Genomic DNA, 26,336 nt, shown 5'->3' with positions numbered 1-26,336 from the left:
CCATCCTGCTACGTCCGCGGGGTGGTCTCCTCCTGGACGACGGTGCGGACGACGGAGAACGCGGCGTTCGCGGCCGGGATCCCCAAGTACACGGCGGCGTGCAGCAGGATCTCGCGCAGTTCGTCGGGCGTCAGACCGTTGCGCAGGGCGGCGCGGGTGTGGACCGCGAGGTCGTCCAGATGGCCGCCCGCGACCAGCGCCGTGAGCGTGACGACGCTCCGGGTGCGCCGGTCCAGGCCCTCGCGGGTCCACACCTCGCCCCAGGCGTAGCGGGTCACCAGGTCCTGGAAGGGCTCGTCGAAGCTGTCGGAGTCCGCGGTGACCCGGTCGACGTGGGCGTCGCCGAGCACCTCCCGGCGCGCCTTCATCCCCGGCTCGTACGGATCGGACCGCCCCTGCTCCGGCAGCTCGGGCGGCGCGGGCGCGGGCGCGATCTGCGCCACCGGGGCCACCGGCGGCGAGATCGCCGGCATCGACACCGACGGCACGGCCTGCTGCTGGACGGGGATCGCGGAGAGGGTGTCCTGGGGCACCGTGGAGAAGTGCCGCACCAGCAGGTCGGTGACGGCGGCGGGCTGCTCCACCGGCGCGAGGTGACTGGCCCCGGGCACCAGGGCGAGCCGCGCGTCCGGTATCCCGGCGACCAGGGTGCGGGCCTCGGCGGGCCCGGTCACCTTGTCCTCGGAGCCCACGACGACCAGGGTGGGGACGCCTACGCGCCCCAGCTCGGACCGTACGTCGAAGGCGGCCAGCGCCTCGCAGGCGGCGATGTAGCACCCGGGGTCGGTGGTGCGCACCATCTGCACGGCCCACTCGACGATGGCGGGCTGGGCCGCGGCGAAGCCCTGGGTGAACCACGCCTCGGGGGCGGCGTGCGCCATGGGGTCGAGCCCGTTGGTGCGCACCACCACCCCGCGCTGGCGGAACTCGTCCGCGGTCCCGAACCGCGGCGACGCCGCCACCAGCGCGAGCGACGCCACCCGGTCCGGCCGCCGCAGCGCGAGGTCCAGTCCGACGGCGCCGCCGATGGAACACCCGACGTAGCCGAAGCGCTGGACGCCGAGCCCGTCGAGGGTGGCCAACAGCCGGTCGGCGAGATCGGCCACGGAGGACGCGGGGTGCGCGGGCGCACCGCCGTGGCCGGGCAGGTCGAAGCGGAAGATCCTCCAGGCCCGGGAGAGCTCCGCGATCTGGCGGTCCCACATGTGCCACGTGGTACCCAGTGAGGGACCCAGGACGACGACCGGGGCGTCTTCCGGCCCGTCACAGCGGTATTGCAGGGTGTTCATCGGTGTCTCGCTCACCCGGTCGACCCTCTCATCCGTCACGAGACGTCACATCGCTGGGGTGAACCTAGCGGAACTCGACTCTCTCGCGACGACAGATGCGGATGCCGCTCCCCCTCGATCCCGTGCGGGCCGTTCCCTGCGGTGGCGGCCCGACGGAGATCCTCCATCTCGCTTTGCCGTACCGCCTCTTGGTCGTCGAACGGGCCGGCCGACCGCGACCGCCCGGTCGGGTTCGCCTTCGGCGTCGGCCTCAGCGAGACGGTGCACGCCGGGCAGCCGGGACTGCGAGGACGCCCCCGGCCAGGGGGCCGCGGCCGAGGGCTTCCTCCCAGGGGCCGTCGCCACACGCGTCAGTGGCTATAGGTTGACCCACCTGTGGGACGAGATGCTGTTGTCCAGCCACCAGTTGGTGCCGTCGTACGCCCACTGCCGCAGATCGGCCAGGGCGACACCGTTGTGGACGCCCCTGCTGGGGTTCCCGTACCCCGCGTGCAGGTAGACCCGCACGTCATCGAGAGATCCGGGGTAGCCGTTGTTCCACAGCGAGGACGCCCTGTCGTTGAAGCCGCCGTAGTTGGAAGCGTTTCCGCTGTACCTGGTCCACCCGCCGGTGTAGTTGTAGCCGTCGTAGAGGTAGAGGTAGCCGTCCGCGGCCGCAGCCCGCGGCTGGACCTTCGCCTCGGCCTTCGGTGCGGACCCTGTAGGCGCGCCGTCCGCCTGGGCCGCCTGCGGTAAGGCCATCAGACCGAGCGCTGCGACCGCCGCGCTCACGGCCAGCGTGATCCTTTTCTTCATCGTGTTCCCCTCCTGGGGCGGTTGTCCACACAGGCCCTGTGCCTGCGTGTTCTCCCGCGCGTCGGTCTCCGGCTCACTTGACGACGGAGCGGGCGCGGGGCACGGCAGCGAGCTGGAGCCGGTACCCGGTTTCCAGGTCGGCTCGGTGACGCTGCCGAAGTTCGTGGTCGTACTGCCGGTCCAGTGACGCGGCCGTCTCGGCGAGGCCGGAGGTGCCGGCGCAGGTCGCCTCCGCCACGGCGAGTTGGACCTCCTGCCGCCGGGGCAGTGGCCGGTCGCTCGGCGGCAGCTCCCGGCGCAGGTCGGCCGGGGTGTCGTAGGGGTGGCCCGCCGCCCGCATGCAGCGCGCCCACGGCTTGGCCGCCTTGGCGAACCGGGGGTCGGCCAGGACCCGGCTCCTGCGCACGTCGGGCAGTCCCCCCGCGGTGGACCGGGCCTGGAACCACGTCTGTACGTCGCCGTACAGCGCGCGTTCGGCATCGGTGCGGCACCCCTGGTCGCTGCGCGTGAGGGTCATGCCGTCCGGGTTCTTCGCGGTCAGGCCCACGGGCCGCCGTCCGTTGGCCGCCGCCAGCGCGGCGGCCCGGCGCTCGGGCGGCAGGCTCCGGAAGTAGCGCTGGTTGGGGTCGGCAGCCCGCAGCCGGGCCGACTCGCGCTCGATGTCGCTGCCGTAGCCGTGTCGACGGGCCCAGGCGACGTCATCGACGACGTAGGGAAACTCCCGCGCCTCCGGCACCGGATTCTCCGGTACGGGCTGGTAGACGAAGCCGTGGCGGCGCATGCAGTCGCGGAGCAGAAGCTGTTCGGCCCGGTACAGGGCGTCCTTCTCCTGGCGGGTCGGCTCCCGGTCGGGGCGCTCGGGGTCACTGCCGGGGCGCGCCCCGTCGGCCCTCGCGCCGGTCGTGACGTCGCTCTCCGAGACGGCGTGGACGGTCACCGGGACCGCCAGCGCCGTGCAGAGGACGAGCGTCCCGGCAGCCAGCCGCCGCCTGTTGCCCGTCACTCTTCGCCATGCGCCGGCCACTGCTCCCCCGCCTTCCTGTGACTCCGTCATCAGCCCCACTGCCCCTCTGTCGACTTCCTCCGGGTGCCGGGGGAACCTCACCCCGTGTGCCGTGGCCGCGTCCGAGCGGGCTCAACTGGCTCTCGGCACGGCCTTGTTGTACGTGTTCGATCCTGGTCGAAAGGGAGCTTCGGCCGCCGCATTCTGCCAATGACAAAACCGGCGCGATCCATAGACTTCCTGTTATGACGGACCCGAAGGCCGGAGACGGAGGGAGCGGCCCGCCTCCCGCCTCCCCCGCGTTCCGCTCGGAGCCGACCGTGCACCAGTTACGGCTGCTGCTGGTCGTGGCGGAGGAGCTGCACTTCGGCCGGGCGGCGGCCCGACTGTTCATCACGCAGCCCGCGCTGAGTCGCCAGATCTCCGTACTCGAACGGCATCTGGGAATCGGCCTGTTCGTACGGAGCAGCCGCACCGTGGAGGTGACCACCGCGTGCCGGGCGCTCCTGCCGGAAGTCCACGAGGTCGTCGCGGCGATGGAACGGCTGCGCCGGTCCGCGGACGCACAGCATCGCGAACTCACCGGGCGGCTCGTGGTGGGGTCCATCGGCGCCGAGTCGTCGATGGAGCACGCGCGAGTGATCCTGGCGGAGGTGCGCGCCCGCCACCCCGGACTCACCGTGGAGCTGCGCAACCAGCACCTCGCGGACCACATGCGGGAACTCCTCGATGGCGAGGTGGACGTGGCGTTCCTGCGCCCGCCGGTTCCCCCGGGGATCCAGATCCGGCACCTGTCCACCGAGCCGCGCGTCGCCTGCCTGCCCGCCGCCGACCCGCTGGCCTCCCGGTCCGACGTCAGCTTGGCAGAGCTCGCCGGCTACCCCGTCGTGGACCTTCCCGCGCAGCTCCCGCGGCTGTGGTGGAACTTCTGGGCGGTCGACCCCCGCCCGGACGGCTCCGTCGTCCGTTACGGGCCGGTCGTGTCCGACATGGAAGGGCTGCTGCACGTCGTTGCGGAAGGCGTGGCCATGGCGTTCCTGCCCGCCGCGGCCCGGGAGTTCTTTCCGCGCCCCGGTGTCAGTTACGTGGACGTCACCGACCTTCCGCCGAGCACCTCCGCACTCGCCTGGGCGGCCGCCCACCGCGACCGCCCCGCGGTCGCCGCGATCCGCCAGGCCGCCGCCGCGGCTTGGCCGACCCGCTGACGGAGCCGGGCACGTCAGACGGGCGGTCCCCCGCTTCGAGACCGAGTGCCGGTTGCCTCGCCGCCGTCTTCAACTGGTCGGCGAGGCGATCGGATAAGGAACGTCTCAGATGCGTGAGTTGCGCAGCGACTGCCACACGGCGCCGGCCAGTGCCCGCGTCGACCGCGGGACCGACAGGTGCTCGTGCTCGCGGTACAGGGCCCAGTTGTACTGCACGAGCGACAGCTTGTTGGAGGACAGCGATCCCGCCTGGTGGGCCCGGTACACCGCGAGCGGCTCGGCGAGGCCCCGGGCGTCGGCGCCGTCGCGCATGATCGAGAGCCACAGGGCGTAGTCCTGGCGCTTGCGCATCTCCGGCATCAGCCGCGTGCCGAGGACATTGCGGTCGTACATGGCCGTCAAGGCGCCGATGTAGTCCCGGCGCAGCATCGCGCGGTAGTCCACGTGCCCCCGGGCACGGATCACCCGCCCGTTCGGAACCCAGTCGGTGCTCTCCCCCGCGTGGTCGGCGTCCATCTTGAAGTAGGAGGTGAACGTCAGCGGAGCGTCACCCTCCGCGGCGAAGGCGAGCTGCTTCTCGGTCTTCTCCGGCAGCCACATGTCGTCGCTGTCGAGGAAGGCGACGTAATCCCCGCGGGCCCGCTCGATCGCGAGGTTGCGGGCCCGGCCCGCACCGCCCTGCTCGGGCGCCGTCTCGGGCAGGACCCGCTCGTCCTGCTTGGCGAACTCGCGGAGCATCTCCATGGAGTCGTCGGTGGACTGGTCGTCGGTGACCAGCAGCTCCAGATCACTGTGGGTCTGCGTCAGCACCGACCGGACGGCCGCGCTCAACGTCGCTGCCGAGTTGTAGACGGGCATCACGACAGACACCAGGGGCACAGCGTTCTCCTTGCCAGACCAGGAACGAAGGTCCATTCAAGCATCACAATCGAGTACGAGCTGTCATGCATGGTCGTCGCTGGTCGGGACGGTGTGCGGCTTCCCCTGGCCGTACGTGCCGCGGAGACGGGTCGCCGTGCCGTCGGTAACGACGTGGACGCGTACCGTGAAGGAGCGGACGAGGCCGGCGCGGGCTCGTCCACCCTTCTCCTGCCCGCCCACGCTTCCGGGGCGGACCTCGCACGTGGCCCCGACCGACGTGCGGCAGCCGCTCCGTCTCCGGACTCCCCCGGGTCGGAGAGGATGTGACCAGAGGATTCCGCTGGGGTTCGAGCACGCGGAGATCCAACGACAGGGGGGCCATGAGCGCAGAGATCGTTGTCGCGGTGTGTGCCGTGGTGATCGCCGTCGCGTCACTCGGCGTCTCCGTGTGGCAGGCGTACGTCACACGTGAACACAACCGCCACTCCGTTCGCCCGGTCCTCCAACTGCATCGCGGCATCCACCAAGGAGCCCGCTCGGGCGTACAGCTCTTCAACGTCGGCCTTGGCCCGGCCGTCATCGTGTCGAGCACCGTGAGCGTCGACGGCGAGGTCGTGGGCCGTTGGGACAAAGCCTGCGCGGACAGGGTGCGGACCGGGCTGCCGACCCATCTCAACGCGGTCACCTTCGGCGAGGACGAGGTGATCCCTGCCGGCTACAGCGCGTACTTGTTGTCCCTCCCGCAGTACGACGCGGGACCCCACGCCCCCGTCGAAGATCTACTGAGCCGCCGCCTCACCATCACCATTGCCTACGAATCGTTCTACGGCGGCGAGAACTTTCGGGCGGTCTACGCTCCGGAATGAGCCGTCATCCGGTCGGCCGACGGACGTCAGCGCGTGATCGCGCTGCGGCCGGCCGTACGCCTCCGGACCGGGCACCGGACCGGGCAGCGGACCGGGACGGCGAGTCAAGGACCGCGGCCTCCGTCGGGCATCGCAAGGCGGGCAGCGGATCCTGCCGAAGTGGCGGTGCTTGCTTCTGAAGCGCAGACGGCTTGAAACGGGTCGTGGGGCGGGCCGACTCCGTGGAACGCTTGGCAGATGATCACTGGTGCACCGGATGACGCTGAATCGCTTGCCGTCGGGGCCCTTGAGTGGCTGATGAAGGCCGCGCGGGACGTCGACGGCGGGGCGGCCTGGCCGGACACTCCCGCCGACGACCGGGTCACGCCGGAGCTGTACCGCGGGACTTCGGGAGTGCTGCTGGCACTCCTCGACGCATGGTGGTACTTCGATGACGACCGGTACGCGGACATGGCCCTGCGCGGTGCCCGCAGCGTCGCCGACGCGGTCGGGAACTGGGAGGACAGCGGGCTGCACACGGGAGTGGCGGGCATGGCCGTCGCCCTGCGGGGCGTGCACCGCGTGCTCGGCGACACCGCGGCGGGGGCGTCGGCCGACCGTGCGCTGGACGTCCTGCGCGCCCGCTACGACGGCGCGGGGTGGAACGACTACTTCGAGCTGATGGCCGGCAACGCCGGCATCGCGCTCGCCGCCCTGGAGTGCGGCGATCTCGACCTCGCCCAACTGGCCGTCGGCCGCTACGCGCGCGCCGCCGAGCCCACCACGGCCGGCGTTCAATGGGAGATCCGGGCCGGCGCGGTCCCCCGCCTGCACCACATGTCGCACGGCACGCTCGGCATCGTCTACGCACTCGCCGCCGTCGGGCAGGCCGCCGACCGCCCCGATCTGGTCGACCTCGCGGTGGCCGGTGCCGCCGACATCGTCTCCCGCGACGAAGCAGGCCCGGACGGCTTCCTCGTCGCGCACTCCGACCCGCAACAGCAGCACGAGAAGATCGAACGCCACAGTTACGGCTGGTGCCACGGCCCGGCGGGCGACGCCCAGGCGTTCCGCCTGCTGACCCGCGTCCTACCCGACGACCCCGCGTGGCCCGCCCTCGCCGACCGCTGTTGGCACACGGTCCTCCACTCCGGCATCCCGCGACGGACCCGCCCCGGCTTCTGGGACAACAACGGCCGCTGCTGCGGCACCGCCGGCGTCCTCGCCCTCGCCTGCGACCGCCAGGTCGAACACGGCGACGGCCGCGACTTCGCCGACGTCCTCGTCGCCGACCTCAAGGCCCGTGCGACGACCGACGCCGACGGCGTCCGCTGGTCCAACTTCGAACACCGGGAGACACCCGGCGACCTCGCGCCCGCCACCGGCTGGGCCATGGGCAACGCGGGCATCGTCCGGGAACTCCTGCGCCACGCCCGCATCACGGGGGACCGCGCACCGCAGTACGCCGTCCCCCTCCCGGACCACCCGCCCACCGCCTGAGCCGAGGACGACACCGAGGGGTGCCCGTCTCGATCGACAGCCGCGGCGGTCAGTCCGTGAAGTCCGCCCCGCCCTCGCGCCGGGTCCGGTCGACCGAGAGGGTGAAGACGTCGGGGCGGCCGTAGTGGCCCACGACGTCCAGGTCCAGGGTCTCCTCGTAGCGGCGGGCCGGGTCGAGGACGGCCGTGATGATGCGGGACTGGTCGTGGACGGGCTCCACCACCCAGGAGCCGTCGGGGGCCACCACGCTCGAACCGCCGGTGAACAGCGGACCGTCCGTGGGGGCGTCGGGGCCCACCCCCTTGCGGTAGGCGGCCAGCAGGTCGTCGGGGACGTCGTCGGTGGAGAGCACCAGGCCCGCCGAGACCACGAAGCAGCGGCCCTCCAGGGCGTACGAGCGGGCCGCGATCACATGGCTCTCCGGCATGTCCGGCCAGGCGGCGACGTGGATCTCCTCGTGCTGCGCGTGCAGCGCGTGCCGGGCCAGCGGGTGGAAGTGCTCCCAGCAGACCAGCGAGCCCACCCGGCCCGCGGGGGTGTCGACGACCCGCAGGCCGGCGCCGTCCCCCGCCGCCCAGACGATCCGCTCGGTGTGGGTGGGCGTCAGCTTGCGGTGCAGGTTGAGGGTGCCGCCGTCCGGGCCGATGGTCAGCAGCGAGTTGTAGAGCGAGCCGGAGGAGCGCGCGGCGCGCTCGTTCAGGCCGAGGACGACGGTCACCCCGTGCTCCCGGGCGGCGGCCCGCACCGGGGCGACGGCGTCGTCGCCCGACGGGTCCAGGACCGGGCTCTGCTCCAGCAGCCGGGCGTGCCAGTGGCGGGCCTCCGCGTCCCGCCAGCCGGCGAGCCCGAACACCCACGCCGGGTAGCAGGTCAGCCAGGTCTCGGGGAAGACGACGAGGTCGGCGCCCGACTGCGCGGCCTCGGTGACGTGTGCGGCGGCGCGGCGCACCGACTCCTCCAGGTCCAGGAGGGCGGGCGGCTGCTGGACGATGGCGACGGTGGTGGTCATGGCTGTTCCTGCCCGAGGTGTGCGTACAGCGCGGGGCGCCGGTCGGCGTGGACGTCGTTCAGTTCGCTGACGGCCTTGTTGCGGGCCTCGGCGAGGTCGAGCGTCGCGGTGAGGAGCGCCTCCTCGCCGAGGCGCAGTTCGGTGGCGGGGTAGCCGTCGGCGTCGACGATCACGCTGCCGCCGAGCCAGTCCTGACCCCGTTCGGTGCCGGTGCGGTCGGCGACCGCGACGAACATCCGGTTGACGGAGGCGTCGGCCTGGATGCGGACGATCTCGCCCGGCCGCTCGCCCTCGGGCCGCGGGTACAGCGGCCAGTTGACCGGGCCGCACAGCAGCTCGGCGCCGGCCAGGGCCGCTTGCCGCACCCACTCGGGGAACTCCAGGTCGTAGCAGACCATGAACCCGATGCGGCCGTGGAGGGTGTCGACGACGGGCGGGGCTCCGCTGCCGGGGGTGAAGCCCCAGGTCTTCTCGCCGTTCCACAGGTGGGCCTTGCGGTAGGTGGCGCGCAGCCCGGTGGGGTCGACGAGGGCGGCCGCGTTGTACACGTGGCCGCCCTCGCCGAGTTCCGCGAAGCCGCCGACGACGACCAGGCCGTGGCGGGCGGCGAGCGCCGCCCACTCGGTGATCGTGTCGCCGTCGGGCCGCTCGGCCGCGGTGCGCAGTTCGGCCGCGTCGGTGAAGACGTAGCCGGTGTTGGCCAGCTCCGGCAGGACCACGACGTCGGCGCCGCGCTCCGCCGCCGCCTCCACCGCCGCACGGATCCGCTGCCGGTTGCCCGCCGGGTCGCCGACCCGGGGGGCGAGTTGGCAGACGGCGACGGTGACCCCGGCGGCCGTCGGTTCGGCGACGGCGGTCGGTTCGGCGCTGGTCGCCGGTGCGGCGGTGGTCGCGGCTCGGTGCGGTTGCTGGCTCATCGGTGGGTGCCCTCCAGTTCGGCTTCGCTCGCCACCCGGGCGGCGGCCTCTGCCTCATGGTCCAGGTTCCGGGAGAACAGCAGGTAGAGCATGCCGGAGACGGTCAGGCCGACCGCGAACGAGAAGTCCGCGCCGCCGAGGGCGTCGGCGACGGGGCCGACGTAGAAGGTCGTCGAGAAGAACGGGATCATCGCGGCGAACCCGATGACGTACGCGGTGACGCCCCGCCACGCCCAGCGGCCGTAGATGCCGTCCGGCTTGAGGATCTCGGCGATGGCGTACTTCCCGCGGCGCACGAAGTAGAAGTCGACCAGGTTGACCGCGGTCCAGGGGACCAGGAAGTACAGCATCATCAGCACGAAGTTGTTGAAGCTGCCGATGTAGTCGTCCGGGATCAGCAGGGCGACCACCAGGGACACCAGGCCGACGACGACGAGCCCGGTGATGCGCAGCCGCACCGTGGGGCGCACCTTGCGGAAGCCGTCCAGTGCGCTGGCGCCGGTGAGCATCGCGCCGTAGGCGTTGACGCCCATGATGGAGATCAGCGCGAGCACCGAGGTCATCACGACGATCAGGCCGAAGCCGGGGAAGAGCAGGTCGCCGACCTCGCGCAGGGCGAGGATCGGGTCGGGGTCGGGCAGGTAGCTGGCGAGGATCGCGCCCAGCGACATCAGCCAGACGGCGGAGAACGCGGCGCCGGCGTACACGGCGGTGATCAGGCCGCGGGCGGGCACGTTCGCCGGCAGGTAGCGGGTGTAGTCGGAGACGTACACGGAGTAGCTGATGTTGTATCCGGCGGCCAGCGAGAACTGCACCAGGAAGGCGTTCAGGTCCCAGCCGGCGGTGGCCGCGGGGACGTCCGCGGGGACCGGGTTGGAGCCGAAGTTGACGATCGCGACCACGGTGAGCACGGCGAAGACGACGACCAGCAGGTACGTCAGCCAGCGCTGGACGAAGTGGAGCAGGTCGTGGCCGACGACGGCGATGACGATGGACAGGGCGATCAGGACGGGGTACCAGAACAGCTTGCCGTCCGGCAGCAGCAGTCCGAGGCCCTGCTCGGCGAGGACCGTGTCGAAGACGAGGAAGCCCACGTAGACGAAGACGGTCGCGGCGAACGGCACCGTGGAGCCCCGGCTGCCGAACTGGGCGCGGGACTGGATCATCTGGGGCAGGCCCATCCGGGGGCCCTGGTTGGCGTGGAAGGCCATGAAGAACGTGCCGGCGCCGACGCCGAGCACGATCGCCAGCACGCTGTACCAGACGCTCAGTCCCATGGAGGCGCCGACGAAGCCGGCGACCATGGTCGGCAGGACGAAGTTGCCGGTGAACCAGAACGGTCCCTGGTGCCAGACCTTGCCGTGCCGCTCGGCGGCCGGCACGTAGTCGATGGAGTGCTGTTCGATCGCTGAGTCGCGCTGGGTCGCGACGTCCGAGGAGGTCATGGCCTTCCCCTATCGTTCCTGGGGCCGGTCGTCCGGCTCGGGCAGGTGGTCGGGCGTCATCGCCGAGAGGATCTCGTAGGCGGTGTGGGCGGCGGCGACGGCGGTGAGCTGGGCGTGGTCGTAGGCGGGGGCCACCTCGACCACGTCGGCGCCCACCAGGTGCACCCCGCGCAGGGCGCGGATCATCGCGAGCAGCTCGCGACTGGTCATGCCGCCCGCCTCGGGGGTCCCGGTGCCGGGGGCGTGCGCCGGGTCGAGGACGTCGATGTCGATGGAGAGGTACACCGGCCGGTCGCCGAGGCGGGCGAGCATGCGCTCGATCGCCCGGGGCAGGCCCTCCTCCTCGATCTCGGGGCTGGAGATCACGGCGAACCCGAGGCGGGCGTCGTCCCGCAGGTCCTGGCGCGAGTACAGCGGTCCGCGGGTGCCGACGTGCAGGCTGGCGGTGAGGTCGATGAGCCCCTCCTCGGACGCGCGGCGGAAGGGCGTGCCGTGCGTGACCGGGGCGCCGAAGTAGGTGTCCCAGGTGTCGAGGTGGGCGTCGAAGTGGAGCACCGCGAGCGGGCCGTGCCGGCGGGCGGCGGCCCGCAGCAGCGGGAGGGCGATGGTGTGGTCACCGCCCAGGGTCAGCAGTCGGGTGCCGTCCGCGGTCAGCTCTTCGGCGGCGGTCTGGATCTGGCTGACCGCCTCGTCGAGGCTGAACGGGTTGGCGACCACGTCGCCCGCGTCGGCGACCTGCTGTGCGGCGAAGGGCTCCACGTCCTGCGCCGGGTTGTACGGCCGCAGCAGCCGGGACGCCTCGCGGATGTGCGCGGGCCCGAAGCGGGCACCGGGCCGATAGCTCACCCCGCTGTCGAAGGGCACGCCGACGACGGCGATGTCGGCCCGCCCCACGTCTTGGAGGCGGGGCAGGCGGGCGAAGGTCGCGATGCCCGCGTAGCGGGGGCTCAGGCTCGCGTCCGGAGGGCCGACCGGGGGCCTCGGGGGTTCGACGGTGTTCATCCGAACCTCGGATCTGTTCCAGGAGGGGGAAGTTACCTATACACAACAAATAATGCTTATTAGGCAACTTTCATTCCGGGTAGTGTTTGCCCCAAGCAACCGCTCTGTCAAGAGTTGTCCAGAGGCCGAACGAGTGACGCGAGGACTTCGATGAAAGCGCTGCACCCGACGCCGTCAGCCGATCCGGTGCGCGTCGGAGCGCGCCTGCGGGCCTCCCGCAAGGCCCAGGGCCTCACCATCGAGCAGGTCGCCGCCGCCACCGGGCTGACCAGGGGGTTCCTCAGCCGGGTCGAGCGAGACGAGACCTCGCCGAGCGTCTCCTCGCTGGTCACCCTCTGCCAGGTGCTGTCCCTGCCGGTCGGCTCGCTCTTCGAGGGCGCCGACACCGAACTCATCCGTCGCGACGCGGCCCCGCGGCTCAACATGGGCGGCCACGGCGTCGAGGACCGGATGGTCACCCCCCGTGCCCAGTCGAAGGTCCAGATCCTCCGCTCGCACCTGGAGCCGGACGCGCACGGCGGTGACGAGCTGTACACGATCAACTGCGACGTGGAGGTGCTGCACGTGGTCAGCGGCGAGATCACCGTCCGCTTCACCGACCACGCGCAGACGCTCACCGCCGGGGACACCCTCACCTTCGCCGGCCGCGAACCGCACACCTGGCGCAACTCCGGCACCGGCCCGGCCGAAGTGACGTGGACCTTCGTCCCGGCGCCCTGGAGCGGCACCCACTAGAGCGCTGATGCCCGTAGTGCCGGAGACGGGGTTGGCCCGGACCGTGCGGTCCGGGCCAACCCCGTCTCATGGGTGACTCGTCGTCAGCGGGCCTGCCCCGCGGACACCTCGTCCCGCTCCGAAGCCTGACCGGGGGTCAGGTCGTCGTCACCGTCTTGCGGTGCGGCGGACCGGGCCGGGCGGGCGCCCCGGTCGAAGGCGGCGCCGAGCACCACCACGACGGCCGCACCGACGAGGATCAGGGAGACGCCCCAGGTGGCGTTGGTCGCACTGGCGCCGACGATGGCCAGGGCCGCCAGCGGAGCCAGACCGCCCGAGAGCGCGGCGCCGATCTCCCGTCCGGTGCCGACCCCGCTGACCCGGACGTCCGCCGGGAACTGCCGGGAGAGGAAGGCGCCTTGCGGGGCGAACATCATCGGCGCCAACACGCCCGTCGCGATGATCAGGCACACCCAGATCACCACGGAGTTCTGCGTGTCGAGCAGGACGAAGAACGGGAAGGCGAAGAGCGCCGACGCGACGCCGCCGACCGCGAGCACCTTGCGGCTGCCGAAGCGGTCGCTGGCCCAGCCGAAGAGCGGCACGGTGACGATGGCGGTCGCGCTGGCCAGGGTGATGCCGAACGCGCCGACGCTCGCCGAGACGTCCTGGAAGTCCGCGAGGTAGGCCAGCGAGAAGGTCTTGAAGATGTAGCTGAGGGCGTTGTAGCCGAGCGAGACGGCCAGCACCACCAGCAAGCCGCGGCGCTGCTTGCGCAGCAGGGTGACGAGCGGCAGCTGCGGGGCCGCGTCCTGCTCCTTCTTCTTGTCGCGCTGGAAGTCGGGCGACTCCGGCACCCGACGCCGCACCCACAGGCCCACGCCCGCGAGGGCGAAGCTCGCGACGAACGGGACGCGCCAGCCCCAGTCCAGCAGCACGTCCTCGTCCAGGGTGGTGAGCACCGTGACGGTCAGCGACGACAGCAGCAGTCCGAGGTTGAGCCCCAGGGCCGGCCAGGCGCCCTGTCGGCCGCGCCGGCCCTCGTCGGCGTGCTCGTAGGCGACCACCGCCGCGCTGGCGTACTCGGCTCCGGAGCCGAGGCCCTGGAGGATGCGCAGGACGACCAGGGCGGCGGGCGCCGCGACGCCGATGCTGTCGTACGTGGGCAACAGCCCGATGAGCCCGGTGGAGACGCCCATCAGCACGAAGGTGATGATCAGTACGTTCCGTCGACCGATGCGGTCGGCGAGGTGACCGAAGAGGATGCCGCCGAGCGGGCGGGCCAGGAAGCCGGCCGCGAAGGTCGCGAAGGCGGCCATGGTGCCGGCCGTGTCGTCGGTCCCCGGGAAGAAGATCTTGCCGAAGACCAGCGCGGCCATGGAGGCGTAGAGATAGAAGTCGTACCACTCCAGCGCGGAACCCACGATGGTGGCGGTGGCGACGCGGCGGCGGGCGGTGGCGGGGGGAGGTCCGGAGTCCGGCGCGTCTGTCTGCGGGTGCTTCGCCATGTGCTGTCCTCGATCACCTTTGAAAGAGCAAAGAGCGGGGTGGAGCAGGGAAGGGGGAAGTGGGGGGCGGGGTCTGCGTGGGGTGGGGCCCCCGTGCGGGGGTCCCGGTGCGGCGGGGAGCGGTCGGTCAGGTCGCGGCGGACCCGTCGCGCGCGGTCCGGGCCGAGTCCTCGTGGCCGAGCTGTTCGAAGACGTCGGCCGCGATCTTGCTGCCGATGTGGAGGCTCGACGTGGCCGCGGGGGACGGCGCGTTGAGCACGTGGACGGCGCGCGGGGTGCGGTTGATGATGAAGTCGTCGACGAGTTGCCCGTCCGCCGTGACCGCCTGGGCGCGTACGCCGCTGCCGTGCCGCCTCATGTCCCGGCTCTCGATCTCCGGGACCAGGCGGCGGACCTCGCGGACGAAGAGCGGCCAGACCAGCGAGCGGGTGATCTCGGTGACCCCGTGCCGCCAGAAGCGCCGGGCGAGGCCGCGCAGGGCCGGGTCCCGCAACAGCTCGCCCAGCAGCCGGGGCTCGACGTCGCGCCAGCGGTAGCCCTCGCGGGCCAGCGCGGGCACGGCGTTGGGGCCCACGTGGACCGTGCCGTCGAGCATCGGGGTGATGTGCACGCCGAGGAAGGGCAGCTCCGGGTCGGGCACCGGATAGACGGGGTTGTTGATCAGCCCCCGGCGACCCGGCCTGACCTCGGCGTACTCCCCGCGGAAGGGCATGATCCGCACCGTCGGACGGTCACCGGCCGCCGCCGCGATCTTGTCGCTGTGCAGTCCGGCGCAGTTGACGAGGATCCTGGCCCGCAGCTCCTCGTGGGGCGTGCGGATCACGGTCCGGTCCCCGTCGGTGGCGAAGGACAGGGCGGGCGACTGGGTGCGCAGCTCGGCGCCGAGTTCGGTCAGCTCGGCGGCGAGCGCACGGCACACCTGGCCGAAGTCGGTCATCGCGGTGTCCGCGACCGACAGCGCGGCCACCCCGGCGACGTGCGGCTCCCGCTCGGCGAACTCGCCGCGGCTCAGCCGCTGCACCGTCACTCCGTTCGCCCGACCGCGCTCCTCAAGCGCGTCCAGACCCGGGAGCTGGGCCGTGGACGTGGCCACCACGAGCTTGCCGGTGCGCTTGACGGGCACGTCGTGCTGCTCGCAGTAGCGGATCATCTCCTCGCCGCCGGCCCGGGCGAGCCGGGCCTTGAGGGAGCCGGGCGCGTAGTACAGACCGCTGTGGATCACGTTGCTGTTGTGCCCGGACTGGTGGGCGCCCCAGTGCGCCTCCTTCTCCAGGACCGTGACGGAGAGGTCGGGCCGAACACGCAGCAGCGCCCGGGCCGTGGCGAGCCCGAGCAGCCCTCCTCCGATGACGGCGACGTCGATGGAACGTGACATCCGGCAGCCCTTTCTGGTGGCGTGGACGCATGGCTGAACGTGTGGCGCGAACCCGCGGTCCGCAGTGGCTGTATACATTCGGTGGGAACGAGTGGCGAATGTATACAGTCGCTGCGGGGAAGCACAAGGGATAGAGTGACGAAGTGACCCGAGTAGCCCGGACCCCCAGCAGCACGAGCAACAGCGCAGGCGTCATCGCCGAACGGCTACGCACCTCGATCCGCGACGGCGGACTGCTCCCGGGCACCCGCCTGGTGCAGGAGAAGCTCGCGACCGAGTTGAAGGTCAGTCGCATCCCCCTGCGCGAGGCCCTGCACACGCTCGCCGCCGAGGGCCTGATCGAGGTGGTGCCGCAGCGCGGCATGCTCGTCGCCGAACTCAGCAACGGCGAGATCGCCGAACTCTTCGAGTTGCGCCTACAGTTGGAGCCGCACCTGTCCGAAGAGATCGTGCGCGGCTGCCGCGACCGGGACATCGACGCGCTCCAGGAACTCGCCGACGAGATGCGCCGTCAGGGCGCCGACGCCGCGGTCCGGGCCTCCCTCAACTACGAGTTCCACCGCCGGGTGTACGCCCTCTCCGAGCGTCGGCTCACCCTGCGCTTCGTCGACCAGCTCCTGCACCTCGTCGAGCCGTACAGCCGGCGCTGGGTGCGCTCGGGCCACGACCTCGAACGCATCGACGACGAGCACCAGCAGATGGTCGACGCGTTGCGCGACCGCGACGCCACGGCACTGCGCCGCGCGATCACCGCGCACGTCGAAGGCGCCCGCGACCACGTCATGGCCGCCCAGCGGCAGAACTGACCGCCGGGCGGCTGCGGCCGTCCACGGCCGCGGCCGCCATCGGCCGCAGCCCTCCGTGCGGACGTGTCGTCCGCAGCGGAGCTACGGAGCCCGGTTCCCCCCGGGAGCTCCGTCCTGCATTCCGCGGCGGATCAGCGCGCGGCGCCGTCCAGCACGGCGGTCATCAGGGACGAGCGGGCGCCCTGCTCGACCGATTCGAGTCGGAAACCGCTGTCCGCGAGCAGGGAACGCCAGTCCGTCTCGGTCCGTTCGCGCCCGCCCAGCAGGACCAGCATGTGCAGGTCGAGGAGCTTGGCCGGATGCGGCTCGTCGTCCTCGGGGATCACCTGTTCGAGGATCAGGAGTCGACCGTGGTCGGGCAGGGCCTTCCGGCAGGAACGAAGAATGCCGAGCGCCTGCTCCTCGTTCCAGTCGTGGAGGATCTGGGCCAGGACGTACACATCACCACCGGTCGGCACTTCGGCGAAGAAGTCCCCTCCCACGATCCGGGTGCGGTCGCGGACGCCGCTCTCCGTCAGCTTCGCCTGCGCCTCGGTCACCACGTGCGGCAGGTCGAACAGCACGCCCTCCAGGTGCGGCTGTTGACTGAGGAGCGTGGCCAGCAGCTGGCCGTTCCCCCCGCCGACGTCGACGACGGTCTTGACGCCCTGCCAGTTCCGTTCGAGGAGCGGGAGCGAGCGCTGGGTCACCAAGGACGCCTGCGCCCTGTTGAAGTCCCGGGCGGCATCGGGGTGTTCCGCGAGCCAATTGAAGTGCGGCATGCCGTGCACGAGGTCGAAGGCGGGCTTGCCGGTGCGCACCGAGTAGGCCGATTCCGCCCAGACCCGGTAGGACTCACCGGCCATGAGGTTGACGAACTCGTGGAGGGAGCCCGGTGCTTCCGTGCGCAGCAACTCGCCCAGCGCGGCGAGGCGGAAGCTACCGGTCGGCCCCTCGTGGAAGAGGCCCTCGGCCGCCAGGAGCCTCAGGGTGCGATGGAGCGCGTCGGCGTCCACGCCGCACTCTCGCGCGAGGTCGGTGACGCTTCGTGCCTCCCCGCCGAGACGGTCAGCTATGCGGAGCTCGTTCACCGTGAAGATCGACTGGGACACGATGTATCCCATGATTCTGCGCCGTAGCTCCTGGTTGGCCGCTTGGGGCTGCAACGGTGTACCGGGTTCAGACATCGGTCTTCCTTCTGGTGGGGCTGTCATGACTGGGGTGCGGACCTCACTGCGACGCGGTGCCCGGCGCCGCTTCGGCCGCCAAGGCCGGGAAGAGGGAGATGCCCGCCGCCTGCTTCAAGTAGTCGGCCCCCGAGGTCCCACCGGTGCCGGGCACCGTGCCGATGACCTTGAGGGTGACGCCCCAATGCGTACGCTTCGACGTGCGCCAGGCCAGGTCGAGCCGGCGCATCACGTCGGCCAGGCCGCCGGCTCGGGCGGCCGTCATCCGGTGCTCCACTCGCTCCAGGTAGACCGATTGGAGCGTGGAGTCGCCGTCGTCGCGCCGGTCGGTCCGCTGGGGCCCGGCCCCCTCGTCCCGCGGTGCGCTCAACGACTCGACCTGGCGATAGGACCGCGACTGGATGGCGCTCCGCCCGTGGGTGTGGTTGCGGATGACGGCGAAGGCGTCCCGCGGCATCGTCGTCAGCACACGGAACAGGATCGGCATGGCCTCGACCCGTGCGGCAGCGTCCCGCAACACGGCTTCGGCCTCGTCCGCTTCGTCGTTCTCAAGGGCTGCGATCGCGCGCTCAAGGCCCCCGGCGACGTGCGCGTAGAGGCTTTCGAAGATCTGTATGCAACGAATGAACATCTGCTCGTCGTGAAGTTGCGTGACGGGCAGCATGGTGATGTCGACGAGTTGCCGAACGGCGTCGGGCACCCGGGCCAGCACGTCCGCCGCCAGGCCCATGCTGTCGGTCGCGAGCGCCGTGCCGTCTGTGCCGTCCGCGACCGCGGGAGCACCGGAGGAGACATCCGCGACGTCTTGCTGCATCGTCGGCGCCAAGGTGGCCGACTGCTTGAGGAGTTGGTAGGCGGCGCGGGTGCGCGCGTACTGGTCCCGGCTCGCGGTGTGCATCAGTGCACGTCCTTCGGTGGCGAGCAGATCGGCCATCAACGCGACCATGACCTCATCACGTGCTTCGCTTTCGGGGCGCCGCTCGGACTGCTGCCGCCAATGCCGCTCGTAGAGCGCCGTCCCGATGTACGTGTGGTAGTCACCGTCCTCCTGGTCGATGGACAGCGGTAACCAGTGGGCCAGCACGGAGCCCGACGCCACACCTGCCCGAACCGTCTCGACCTCGGCCTCGACCAGCGAGTCGTGCAGTCGGCGCAACTCGGCTGCCACCGAGTCGGCAGCGGATAACCGTCCGACACCGCGGTAGTGGTTGACCAGCGCTTGAAAGGGGAAGTCAGCGAGGTGGTCCGGCCTCAGTGCGGCCGCGCGCAGGCGCCACTGCCGCAGTGCGGACAGGGCCTTCTCCGCCGAACCGTCGGGAACTGCCTGCCATGCACAGGTGCTGGCTCCGCCCACTCCGACGTCCTGCAACATGGCAGGCCAGGCGTTCGGTGACTTCTCCGTGCGCACTCCCATCGTTCACCTTTCTCCCAGGGCCGTTCGTTGATTCATCAAAGTCACTTCCTGTCCGCCTGGTCACTCCCTGTCCGCCTTCGGTCAGATGGGGCGAGCACCGAAATACGTGTGCCTGCGCCAGATCTTTCCTTTTCGGAACTGATGGAAGTCGGCCCAGGGGACGGAGACCTCTTCCCCGGACTTGAGAATCCCTTCGAACGTCCCGCGCGCCACGACCCAGTCGTCGTCCGCCACGACCGTCGCAACGACGTGCCGCCCGCCGGCTATGATGCGGTCCTTCAGATAGAAGGAGCGCAGCTCCTGCTGCCCCTTTATGCTGCCGGTGCCGGCCCGTTCGTAGACGACATCTTCGTCGAACATCTCAAAGAGCTCACCATAGCTGCCAGAATCAACGAGCTCGTAGTAACGGAGCACCATCTTCTTGCGGTCGACAGAATCCACTTCTCTTCCCTTCCGGCTGGAAGTGCTCACGCACCGTTGCCGCGGGCATCGTCCATCGCGCTGGCAAGGCTCTTGGGACGCATGTCGGTCCAGTGGGTATTCACGTAGTCCAGGCACGCCTGGCGGGAGTTCTCCGGAAGGACGACGGTCCATCCGGCCGGAACGTCCGCGAATGCCGGCCACAGCGAGTGCTGGCCCTCGTCATTGGCGAGTACGAGGAAGGTGCCGTTCTCGTCATCGAAGGGGTTGGTCATAGCGAAATCCTTTCGATACATCGGGAGACTCTTACGCAGCGCTTGGCAGTTCGGCTCTGACAACTGCGTTAAAGCGGCAGGGCAGCCACATCGGACCGGCCGTCGACGGTGTCCCGCCGGGCCTCGGCCGCGAGGGAGGACAGCACGGATTCCAATGCCGAACAGAAGCGGTCGACCTGCTGCTCCGTGCCGATCGTCACACGCAAATGACCCGGCAAACCAAACAGTTCGAGGTCGCGGACGATGACGCCGTGTTCGTCAGCCAACTGCTGTGCGACCACGGAACTGTCGCACTCCACGTTGACCAGAACGAAGTTCGTCACCGAAGGCACGTATTCCACTCCAGCCGCTGCCAACCGTCGATAGAACCGCTCGCGCGCTTCCGACGTTCGACTGCGGACCCCTTCGATGAAGCCGTCGCTGTCCAACGCTGCGGCCGCGGCGCCTTGGGCCAGCCGATTGACGTTGAACGGCAGGGCCCTTCGCCCCCGTTCGATGCGACCGATGAGCTCGGGGTGGGCCACGGCGTAACCGATCCGCAGGGACGCCAACCCCCACGCCTTGGAGAAGGTGCGCAGAACGATCACTCGCCGGCCCGCTTTGACCGCGTCGAGTCCCGTCCCGCCCTCCGAGGAGAGGAACTCCATGTACGCCTCGTCCAGCACGAGGATCGCCCCGGCCGCGTCCGCCGCGTCCACGATCCGCTCGACGTCCGCCGGCGGAAGCACCGTGCCGGTCGGGTTGTGCGGGTTGCACACGTAGACGACCTTGACGTCCGGCCCCAAGGCGTCGATGACCGCCTGCGCCGAGATCCGACGGTCGTTCAAGGGGACCGTCTTCACCGAAGAACCGACTGCAGCAGCAGAGTTCAGATAGCCGGGGAACGTGGAATCGGTGACCAGGACCTGACCACCCGGACCGGCACAGGTCAAAGTGATCAAAAAGAGCAACTCATCGGTTCCGTTACCGACTGCGACCATCTCGCCCGACGTGCCGACGTGGCGCGCAATGCGCTCGCGCAACAGCGCACATTCACTGTCCGGATACCGTGCGCCGCTCGCGTTCAGTTCGTCGGTCGCGGCAGCCACCGCCGACATCGGCGGTCCGTAGGGGCTTTCGTTGCAATGCAGCCTCAGCACATCCATGACACTCCTGACCGCGCCCACTTAGACCACTGCGCGCATTGAGGTAGGAAACTCTTCAGACCGCGAAAGGGAGTGCTTGAATTCCCTTAGAGCGGAGTCACTTCCTGAAGCTTGGCGCGGAGGATCGGCCCGATGTCACGCAGCGGCCCAGCCTGCGTCATCTCGCTGTGCTGGCAGGGAATTGCGTGATCCTCGATCGCACCGCCGACGTAGGGGCGCCAATCCTTCGACGTGGGCAGGTCGCCGGTTCGACCATGGGTGGCGCTGAAGAACAGGACGTCGCCGTCGAACACATCGGGCACGTGAGTGCGCGCAAGCTGAACGTTGTTGATGAAGATGTCCCGGATGCCGGCCAGATGGCGGTCCTCCAGGTTCCCCAGGGCCACCCCCTCCTGACGCAAGAGCTCCATCAGGGGCCTGCCGTCAAACGGCTCGTCCGCACCTTCCGCAGTTCCGAACAGCGCGGCGAACGCTTCTGCACCGTCCAATGTGGACTCCGCCGCGGTCCCGACCGCCGGATACGCGTCCAGGATCGCCAGAAAGTCCACCTGGTCGCCGTTCTGCCGCAACTGCACGGCCACGGAGTGGGCTACGACTCCGCCGAAGGACCAGCCCAGCAGCCGATACGGCCCGGTCGGCTGAACCGCCCGGATGTGCCGTACGTATTCACTCGCCATTTCCTCGATCGACGAGGGCAGCTCTGCCGGCTCCGCGAGGCCCCGCGCCTGCAACCCGTAGATCGGATGCTCCGCCCCGAGCGCATTGATCAAGCCGGAGTAGCACCAGCTGATTCCGCCGGCCGGGTGGATGCAGAACACCGGCGCATGACGGCCGCTGGTGCGCATCGGCAACAGTACGTCGAACGCATCGGAATTCGCACCGTCGGAGAGCCGAACGGCCAGTCCGGCAACCGTCGGAGCCTCGAAGAGATCGCGGATGGCGATCTTCGCTCCGTGTGCGTCACGGATCCGGTTGATCAATTGGACGGCCAGAATCGAATGTCCGCCCAACTCGAAGAAGCTGTCGTCCACCCCTACCGACGCCACACCCAGGACTTGGGCGAACAGGTCGCACAGCAGCTCTTCCTCGGGTCCGCCGGGCGGGCGCCCGCTGGTGGACGGCGCGTAGTGCGGCACCGGCAGCGCCCGGTAGTCCACCTTCCCCGTCGGCCCGAGCGGCAGGGCTTCCAGCACGGCCACCACGGCCGGCACCATGTGCGCCGGCAGTTGCTGGGCGGCGTACTCCCGCAGCATGCCGGGCGTCGGCCCGTTCGCACCCGGTTCGGGTACGACGTAGGCGACCAGGCGCCGATCGCCCGGGCGGTCCTCGCGCACCAGGGACCTCGCCTCGGAGACCGTGGGGTGCCCTGCCAGGATCGCATCGACCTCCCCCAGCTCGATGCGGAAGCCGCGCAGCTTGACCTGGTTGTCGACGCGACCGAGGAACTCCAGATTCCCGTCCCTGCGCCAGCGGACCCGGTCACCGGTCCGGTACATGCGCGTCCCCGGCGGGCCGAAGAGGTCCGGTGCGAACCGTTCGGCTGTCGCACCCGGCCGCCGCAGGTATCCGCGCGCGACCCCCGGGCCGGCGATGTACGCCTCTCCGACGACCCCGGTGGGAACCGGTTGGAGGTTCCGGTCCAGTACGTAGAGGCGTGCCTTGGCGACCGCTGCGCCCACGGCTCGGGTGTCCCGATCCCCTGGCGGCCGGTGGTTCATGGTGGCGCAGTCGGCCACCTCGGTGGCCCCGTAGACGTTCACCACGTCCACCGTTCGGGACCACCTTTCGATGGTGTCCGAGGCGCACGCCTCTCCCCCGGTCACCACGCAGGTCAGGGCGGGCAGGTCGCGTTCCGGGAGGGTGGCGAGGACGGCGGGCGGCAACGTGGCGTGCGTCACCGCCGTACGGCGCAGCACATCCGCCAGCTCGTCGCCCATCAACGTCGCATCGGCATCCGCCAGGACCAGTGTCGCGCCGCTCAGCAGCGTCATCAGGGTGTCGGCGATCGCCACGTCGAAGGCGACCGAGACGGTCTGGTAGACCCGGCTGCCCACCTGGAGGCCGATCTCCTCGATGTGCCCCGTCGCCATGTTCACCACGTTGGCGTGGGACAGGACGACGCCCTTCGGCGTGCCCGTCGACCCGGAGGTGAAGACGGCGCAAGCGGCCGTATGGGCCGACGGACGTCCGTGGTCCCCGGCAGGCGGGACGGCGGATTCGACGCCGTCGGCCGGTTCCCCCGCGGCGTCCGCTTCGTCCACCGTCACCGTGGGGAAGCCCGACTGCCGGAACTGCGCCGCCGCGGTCGACGCGGTGAGCAGCAGAGCCGGCTGTGCTTCCTTGAGGATCAGCCCGACCCGTTCCGCGGGGTAGGCGACGTCGAGGGGTACGTAGGTCGCCCCGACCTTCATGACCGCGAGCGCCGAGGCGATCAGCTCGATCGATCGCGGCAGCGCCACGGCCACGACGTCTTCAGGTCGAGTACCGCGCGCCACCAGCAGCCGGGCGAGACGGTTGGCACGTGCGTCGAGCTCTTGGTAGGTGAGCGCCGCGCCGCCGCTTTCGACGGCGACGGCGTCGGGAGTCCGCACCGCCTGGGCGTGGAACAGCTCGGGCACCGTGGAGCCCTGTTCACCGGCGTCGACGGCCGTCCAGGACGCCACCAGCTCACGGCGCTCGTCGGAGGAGAGGATCCGGATCTGCTGTGCCGGCTGAGCCGGATCCGTGACCGCCTGCCTGAGCACTTGCAGGTAACGCAGACCGAGGTCCTCGACCGACTCCCTCGACCACAGGTCCGTGTTGTACTCGATCACGGCGGAGATGCCGTCGGGTTCACCGCCCTGGCCCTTGTGCTCGACGAAGTTGAAGCCCAGGTCGGCCCTCGATATGCCGGCGTCGACGTGCTCGGGCACGATGGAGAGCCCCGGCATCCGCAGATCCGAGTCCGGGAGGTTGTGCACTGTCAGCATCACCTGGAACAGCGGGTTCCGAGACATCGACCGCGTCGGATTGACTTCCTCCACCAGGCGCTCGAACGGCAGGTCCTGATTCATGTAGGCACCCAGGACCTTGCCGCGTACGCGTTTCAGGACCTGCTCGAAGCTAGGATCTCCGCTGAGGTCCGTCCGGAGCACGAGCGTGTTGACGAAGAACCCCACGAGGTCGTTGAGGTTCTCGTCGGTTCGCCCGGCGATCGGGCTGCCGATGACGATGTCGTCGCCCGCCCCCAACCGGTTCAGCAACGTCGCCAAAGCGGCCTGGAGCACCATGAACAACGTCGCCTGGTTGTCCCGACCCATGACGACCAGCATCTTGTGCAAGTCGTCCGGTACGGCGAAGTGAACGATGTCGCCGACGTGGGAGGCGACGGGAGGCCGTGCGTGGTCCGGGGCCAGGTCCAGTTCGTCGGGCAGGCCGTCGAGCTCTGCCCGCCAGTACGCCAACTGCTGTGAGAGCAGGCTCCCGGGGTCGTCCAGTTCACCCAACAACTGTCGCTGCCAGAGCGCGTAGTCCGCGTACTGTGCCTTCAGCGGAGCCCATGTCGGCACCTCGCCCGCGGCGCGCGCCGCGTATGCGGTGGCGAGATCACGGTAGAGCGGTGCGAGGGACCAACCGTCGGCCGCGATGTGGTGCACCACCAACAGCAGGACGTGCTGCTCCTCGTCGAGCCGGAAGAGGAAGGCGCGCCAGGGCTGGTCCGCTGCGAGGTCGAACGGCTGCCTGCTGGCGGCGGTCAAGGCGTCGCCCAGCCCGGCCTCGGCGACGTCGACGACGTCCAGCCGGGGCCCCGCCGAGGTGGCGTCCAAGATGCTCTGGCGAGGGAGTCCGTCATCGGCGGCGTAGACCGTCCTGAGGATTTCGTGCTTCTGCGCCACGTCCCGGAGCGCCAGGCGGAGCGCTTCCGGGGAGAGCCGGCCCGTGAGCCGAAGGGCCAGTGGAATGTTGTACGTCGGGCTCGGCCCTTCCATCTGGTCCAGGAACCACAGCCGACGCTGCGCGAACGACAGGGGGAGCAGATCGGGCCGTGCCTCCGGTGCCAGGGACGGTCGCGCCCGTCCGGCGTCGCGGAGCAACTTCGCCAGCGCGGCGGCGCTGCGGGCGTCGAACACCGCTCTGACGGGCAACTCCAGCCCCAGGACCGAGCGGATCCTGTTGATCAGGCGCGTTGCGCTCAGGGAGTGACCACCGAGGTCGAAGAAGCTGTCGTCCGGGTCCACCGCGGCCAGGCCGAGCACCTCGGCGAACAGCTCGCAAACGATCTCTTCCTGAGGATTCATCGGGCGGCGCCCGACGACGCCGTGCGCCTCGTCGGGTGCCGGCAGCGCGCGTCGGTCCAGCTTGCCGTTCGGCATCAGCGGCAACGCGTCGACGTCCACGATGAACGCCGGCACCATGTAACCGGGCAGCAGGGAGCACAGGTGACTGCGCACGGACGACGGCGGGTGCGTGGCCCCGGGGCGGACGACGTAGGCCACCAGCCGCTTGCCCTGCACCGCATCGTCGACGGCGACCACTGCGGCTTGGGCGACCTCGGGGTGGCTTCCGAGCGCGGCCTCGACCTCGCCCGTCTCCACCCGGAAGCCACGGATCTTGATTTGGCTGTCCGCGCGGGAAATGAACTCCAGCGCTCCGTCGGCGTTCCATCGAACGAGGTCGCCGGTGCGGTACATCCGCGCACCCGGTGCGGCGAACGGGTTGGCCACGAATCGCTCCGCGGTGAGACCGGTGCGACGGAGATACCCGCGGGCAAGGCACTTGCCGGCGATGTACAGCTCCCCCACTTCTCCCAGAGGAGTCGGTTGGAGCACGCCGTTGAGCACGTAGACCTGGGTGTTGGAGATCGGGCGGCCGATCGGAGCCGTTTCCGGCCAGCCGAGCACGTCTACTGGGAGCGTGTGCGCGGTCGACTCGTGGGTCTCGCTCGGTCCGTAGTGGTTGTAGAGTCGCCGGCCGCCCGCACCGCGTTCGATGAAGTCGCGGATCTGCTTGCTCAGGGTCAGCGCTTCGCCGCCCTGCGCCAAGTAGCGCAACTCCGGCAGATCCCGTTGCTCCTCCTCGGCCGCAGCGCAGAGCGCTTCGAGGACGAGCGTCGGTGCGAAGAACTCGTTCACGCGGTGGCGCTCAAGCCAGTCCAAGAGCTCGGACGGATCCTTGCGGACGTCGTCCCCGGGAATGGCGAGCGTCTTGCCGGAGCACAGCGCGGACAGGATCTCCTGCGTGGCGACGTCGAAGCTGATGCTCGTGAACTGGGACGTCGTCGTGTTCGGTACGTCGACGGTTTCCGCTCGGTGGAAGGTGAGGAGGTTGAGCACCGCCTCGTGCGTCATGACGACGGCTTTGGGGTGACCCGTTGATCCGGACGTGTAGATGATGTAGGCGGGATGGGACGGGGACAGGGGGTGGTGCCGGTCGGTGTCCGTGGGTTCGTGGGCCGGCATGGTGGCGAGCTGGGTGCGGGTCGTGGCCTGGTCGATGACGAGCTGGGGGGTGTCTCCGACCAAATGCTGGGTGGTTTCGGTGGTGACCGCGACGACGGGGTGGGCGTCGGTGAGCATGAAGTCGATGCGTTGTGGGGGGTAGTCGGTGTCGATGGGGAGGTAGGCGGCTCCGGTCTTGAGCACTGCCAGCACGGCGACGACGAG

At 70.3% G+C, this 26,336-nt stretch carries 21 protein-coding genes; 5 read left to right on the top strand and 16 right to left on the bottom strand.

Features of this window, described 5'->3' with window-relative positions; genetic code table 11:
- Positions 1 to 8: 8 nt before the first annotated feature.
- The 3 genes from ACH4E8_RS31350 to ACH4E8_RS31340 form a co-directional block, all read right to left on the bottom strand.
- On the bottom strand, positions 9 to 1,289 hold the full coding sequence (locus ACH4E8_RS31350; RefSeq protein WP_398454903.1) for an alpha/beta fold hydrolase: 1,281 nt from the start codon (positions 1,287 to 1,289) through the stop codon (positions 9 to 11).
- Between the two features lie 357 nt (positions 1,290 to 1,646).
- Complete coding sequence (locus ACH4E8_RS31345; protein ID WP_398454739.1) at positions 1,647 to 2,084, bottom strand: peptidase inhibitor family I36 protein; 438 nt, start codon at positions 2,082 to 2,084, stop codon at positions 1,647 to 1,649.
- 73 nt (positions 2,085 to 2,157) lie between these two features.
- Positions 2,158 to 3,138, bottom strand: a complete 981-nt coding sequence (locus ACH4E8_RS31340; RefSeq protein WP_398454738.1) for a hypothetical protein — start codon at positions 3,136 to 3,138, stop codon at positions 2,158 to 2,160.
- Positions 3,139 to 3,332: 194 nt separating this feature from the next.
- On the opposite strand from ACH4E8_RS31340, the gene ACH4E8_RS31335 reads away from it, so the two are divergent.
- Positions 3,333 to 4,292, top strand: a complete 960-nt coding sequence (locus ACH4E8_RS31335) for a LysR family transcriptional regulator (RefSeq protein ID WP_398454737.1) — start codon at positions 3,333 to 3,335, stop codon at positions 4,290 to 4,292.
- Positions 4,293 to 4,397: 105 nt separating this feature from the next.
- Here the strand turns inward: ACH4E8_RS31335 and ACH4E8_RS31330 are convergent, their stop codons facing one another.
- A complete protein-coding gene (locus ACH4E8_RS31330) occupies positions 4,398 to 5,171 on the bottom strand; it encodes a glycosyltransferase family 2 protein (protein ID WP_398454736.1) in 774 nt (257 codons plus the stop codon).
- A gap of 362 nt (positions 5,172 to 5,533) precedes the next feature.
- On the opposite strand from ACH4E8_RS31330, the gene ACH4E8_RS31325 reads away from it, so the two are divergent.
- Both ACH4E8_RS31325 and ACH4E8_RS31320 read left to right on the top strand, forming a co-directional pair.
- Positions 5,534 to 6,019, top strand: a complete 486-nt coding sequence (locus ACH4E8_RS31325; protein WP_398454735.1) for a hypothetical protein — start codon at positions 5,534 to 5,536, stop codon at positions 6,017 to 6,019.
- Positions 6,020 to 6,256: 237 nt separating this feature from the next.
- Positions 6,257 to 7,498, top strand: a complete 1,242-nt coding sequence (locus ACH4E8_RS31320) for a lanthionine synthetase LanC family protein (RefSeq protein ID WP_398454733.1) — start codon at positions 6,257 to 6,259, stop codon at positions 7,496 to 7,498.
- A 49-nt stretch (positions 7,499 to 7,547) separates the two neighbouring features.
- On the opposite strand, the gene ACH4E8_RS31315 is transcribed toward ACH4E8_RS31320, so the two are convergent.
- Genes ACH4E8_RS31315 through speB form a run of 4 tightly spaced genes read right to left on the bottom strand, consistent with a single transcriptional unit; the run spans position 7,548 to position 11,871 of the window.
- The gene (locus ACH4E8_RS31315; protein ID WP_398454732.1) at positions 7,548 to 8,507 is read right to left on the bottom strand and encodes a carbon-nitrogen hydrolase family protein; all 960 of its coding nucleotides are present in this window, start codon (positions 8,505 to 8,507) and stop codon (positions 7,548 to 7,550) included.
- Complete coding sequence (locus ACH4E8_RS31310) at positions 8,504 to 9,424, bottom strand: nitrilase-related carbon-nitrogen hydrolase (RefSeq protein WP_398454731.1); 921 nt, start codon at positions 9,422 to 9,424, stop codon at positions 8,504 to 8,506. Before ACH4E8_RS31310 ends, ACH4E8_RS31315 begins: the two co-directional genes overlap by 4 nt.
- Entirely contained in the window at positions 9,421 to 10,869 is a 1,449-nt protein-coding gene (locus tag ACH4E8_RS31305) for a purine-cytosine permease family protein (protein ID WP_398454729.1), read from the bottom strand. The genes ACH4E8_RS31310 and ACH4E8_RS31305 overlap by 4 nt, the downstream gene beginning before the upstream one ends.
- 9 nt (positions 10,870 to 10,878) lie before the next feature.
- A complete protein-coding gene (gene speB, locus ACH4E8_RS31300; protein WP_398454727.1) occupies positions 10,879 to 11,871 on the bottom strand; it encodes an agmatinase in 993 nt (330 codons plus the stop codon).
- Positions 11,872 to 12,021: 150 nt separating this feature from the next.
- Here speB and ACH4E8_RS31295 point away from each other — a divergent pair, with 150 nt between their 5' ends.
- On the top strand, positions 12,022 to 12,606 hold the full coding sequence (locus tag ACH4E8_RS31295) for a helix-turn-helix domain-containing protein (RefSeq protein ID WP_398454725.1): 585 nt from the start codon (positions 12,022 to 12,024) through the stop codon (positions 12,604 to 12,606).
- 83 nt (positions 12,607 to 12,689) lie between these two features.
- Here the strand turns inward: ACH4E8_RS31295 and ACH4E8_RS31290 are convergent, their stop codons facing one another.
- Positions 12,690 to 14,093, bottom strand: a complete 1,404-nt coding sequence (locus ACH4E8_RS31290) for an MFS transporter (RefSeq protein ID WP_398454724.1) — start codon at positions 14,091 to 14,093, stop codon at positions 12,690 to 12,692.
- Positions 14,094 to 14,220: 127 nt separating this feature from the next.
- Positions 14,221 to 15,468, bottom strand: a complete 1,248-nt coding sequence (gene lhgO, locus ACH4E8_RS31285) for an L-2-hydroxyglutarate oxidase (protein ID WP_398454723.1) — start codon at positions 15,466 to 15,468, stop codon at positions 14,221 to 14,223.
- A gap of 143 nt (positions 15,469 to 15,611) precedes the next feature.
- Between lhgO and ACH4E8_RS31280 the strand changes: the two genes are divergently transcribed.
- A complete protein-coding gene (locus ACH4E8_RS31280; RefSeq protein WP_398454721.1) occupies positions 15,612 to 16,274 on the top strand; it encodes a GntR family transcriptional regulator in 663 nt (220 codons plus the stop codon).
- Positions 16,275 to 16,405: 131 nt separating this feature from the next.
- Here the strand turns inward: ACH4E8_RS31280 and ACH4E8_RS31275 are convergent, their stop codons facing one another.
- The 6 genes from ACH4E8_RS31275 to ACH4E8_RS31250 form a co-directional block, all read right to left on the bottom strand.
- Positions 16,406 to 17,440 carry a methyltransferase gene (locus tag ACH4E8_RS31275; RefSeq protein WP_398454719.1) on the bottom strand — a complete coding sequence of 345 codons (1,035 nt, stop codon included), beginning with the start codon at positions 17,438 to 17,440 and terminating at the stop codon, positions 16,406 to 16,408.
- Positions 17,441 to 17,483: 43 nt separating this feature from the next.
- On the bottom strand, positions 17,484 to 18,854 hold the full coding sequence (locus ACH4E8_RS31270; protein ID WP_398454717.1) for a hypothetical protein: 1,371 nt from the start codon (positions 18,852 to 18,854) through the stop codon (positions 17,484 to 17,486).
- Positions 18,855 to 18,935: 81 nt separating this feature from the next.
- A complete protein-coding gene (locus ACH4E8_RS31265; RefSeq protein ID WP_398454715.1) occupies positions 18,936 to 19,295 on the bottom strand; it encodes a nuclear transport factor 2 family protein in 360 nt (119 codons plus the stop codon).
- A 26-nt stretch (positions 19,296 to 19,321) separates the two neighbouring features.
- Positions 19,322 to 19,549: an MbtH family protein gene (locus tag ACH4E8_RS31260; RefSeq protein WP_398454713.1), complete on the bottom strand. Its 228-nt coding sequence runs from the start codon at positions 19,547 to 19,549 to the stop codon at positions 19,322 to 19,324.
- 68 nt (positions 19,550 to 19,617) lie between these two features.
- Positions 19,618 to 20,694 carry a histidinol-phosphate transaminase gene (gene hisC / locus ACH4E8_RS31255; RefSeq protein WP_398454712.1) on the bottom strand — a complete coding sequence of 359 codons (1,077 nt, stop codon included), beginning with the start codon at positions 20,692 to 20,694 and terminating at the stop codon, positions 19,618 to 19,620.
- Positions 20,695 to 20,780: 86 nt separating this feature from the next.
- The gene (locus ACH4E8_RS31250) at positions 20,781 to 26,324 is read right to left on the bottom strand and encodes an amino acid adenylation domain-containing protein (protein WP_398454901.1); all 5,544 of its coding nucleotides are present in this window, start codon (positions 26,322 to 26,324) and stop codon (positions 20,781 to 20,783) included.
- Positions 26,325 to 26,336: the final 12 nt, after the last annotated feature.

Origin of the sequence: Streptomyces sp. NPDC017979 (genome assembly GCF_044328175.1) — a bacterium.
Lineage (GTDB): Bacteria > Actinomycetota > Actinomycetes > Streptomycetales > Streptomycetaceae > Streptomyces.
This window is presented reverse-complemented; position numbering and strand designations above follow the sequence as displayed.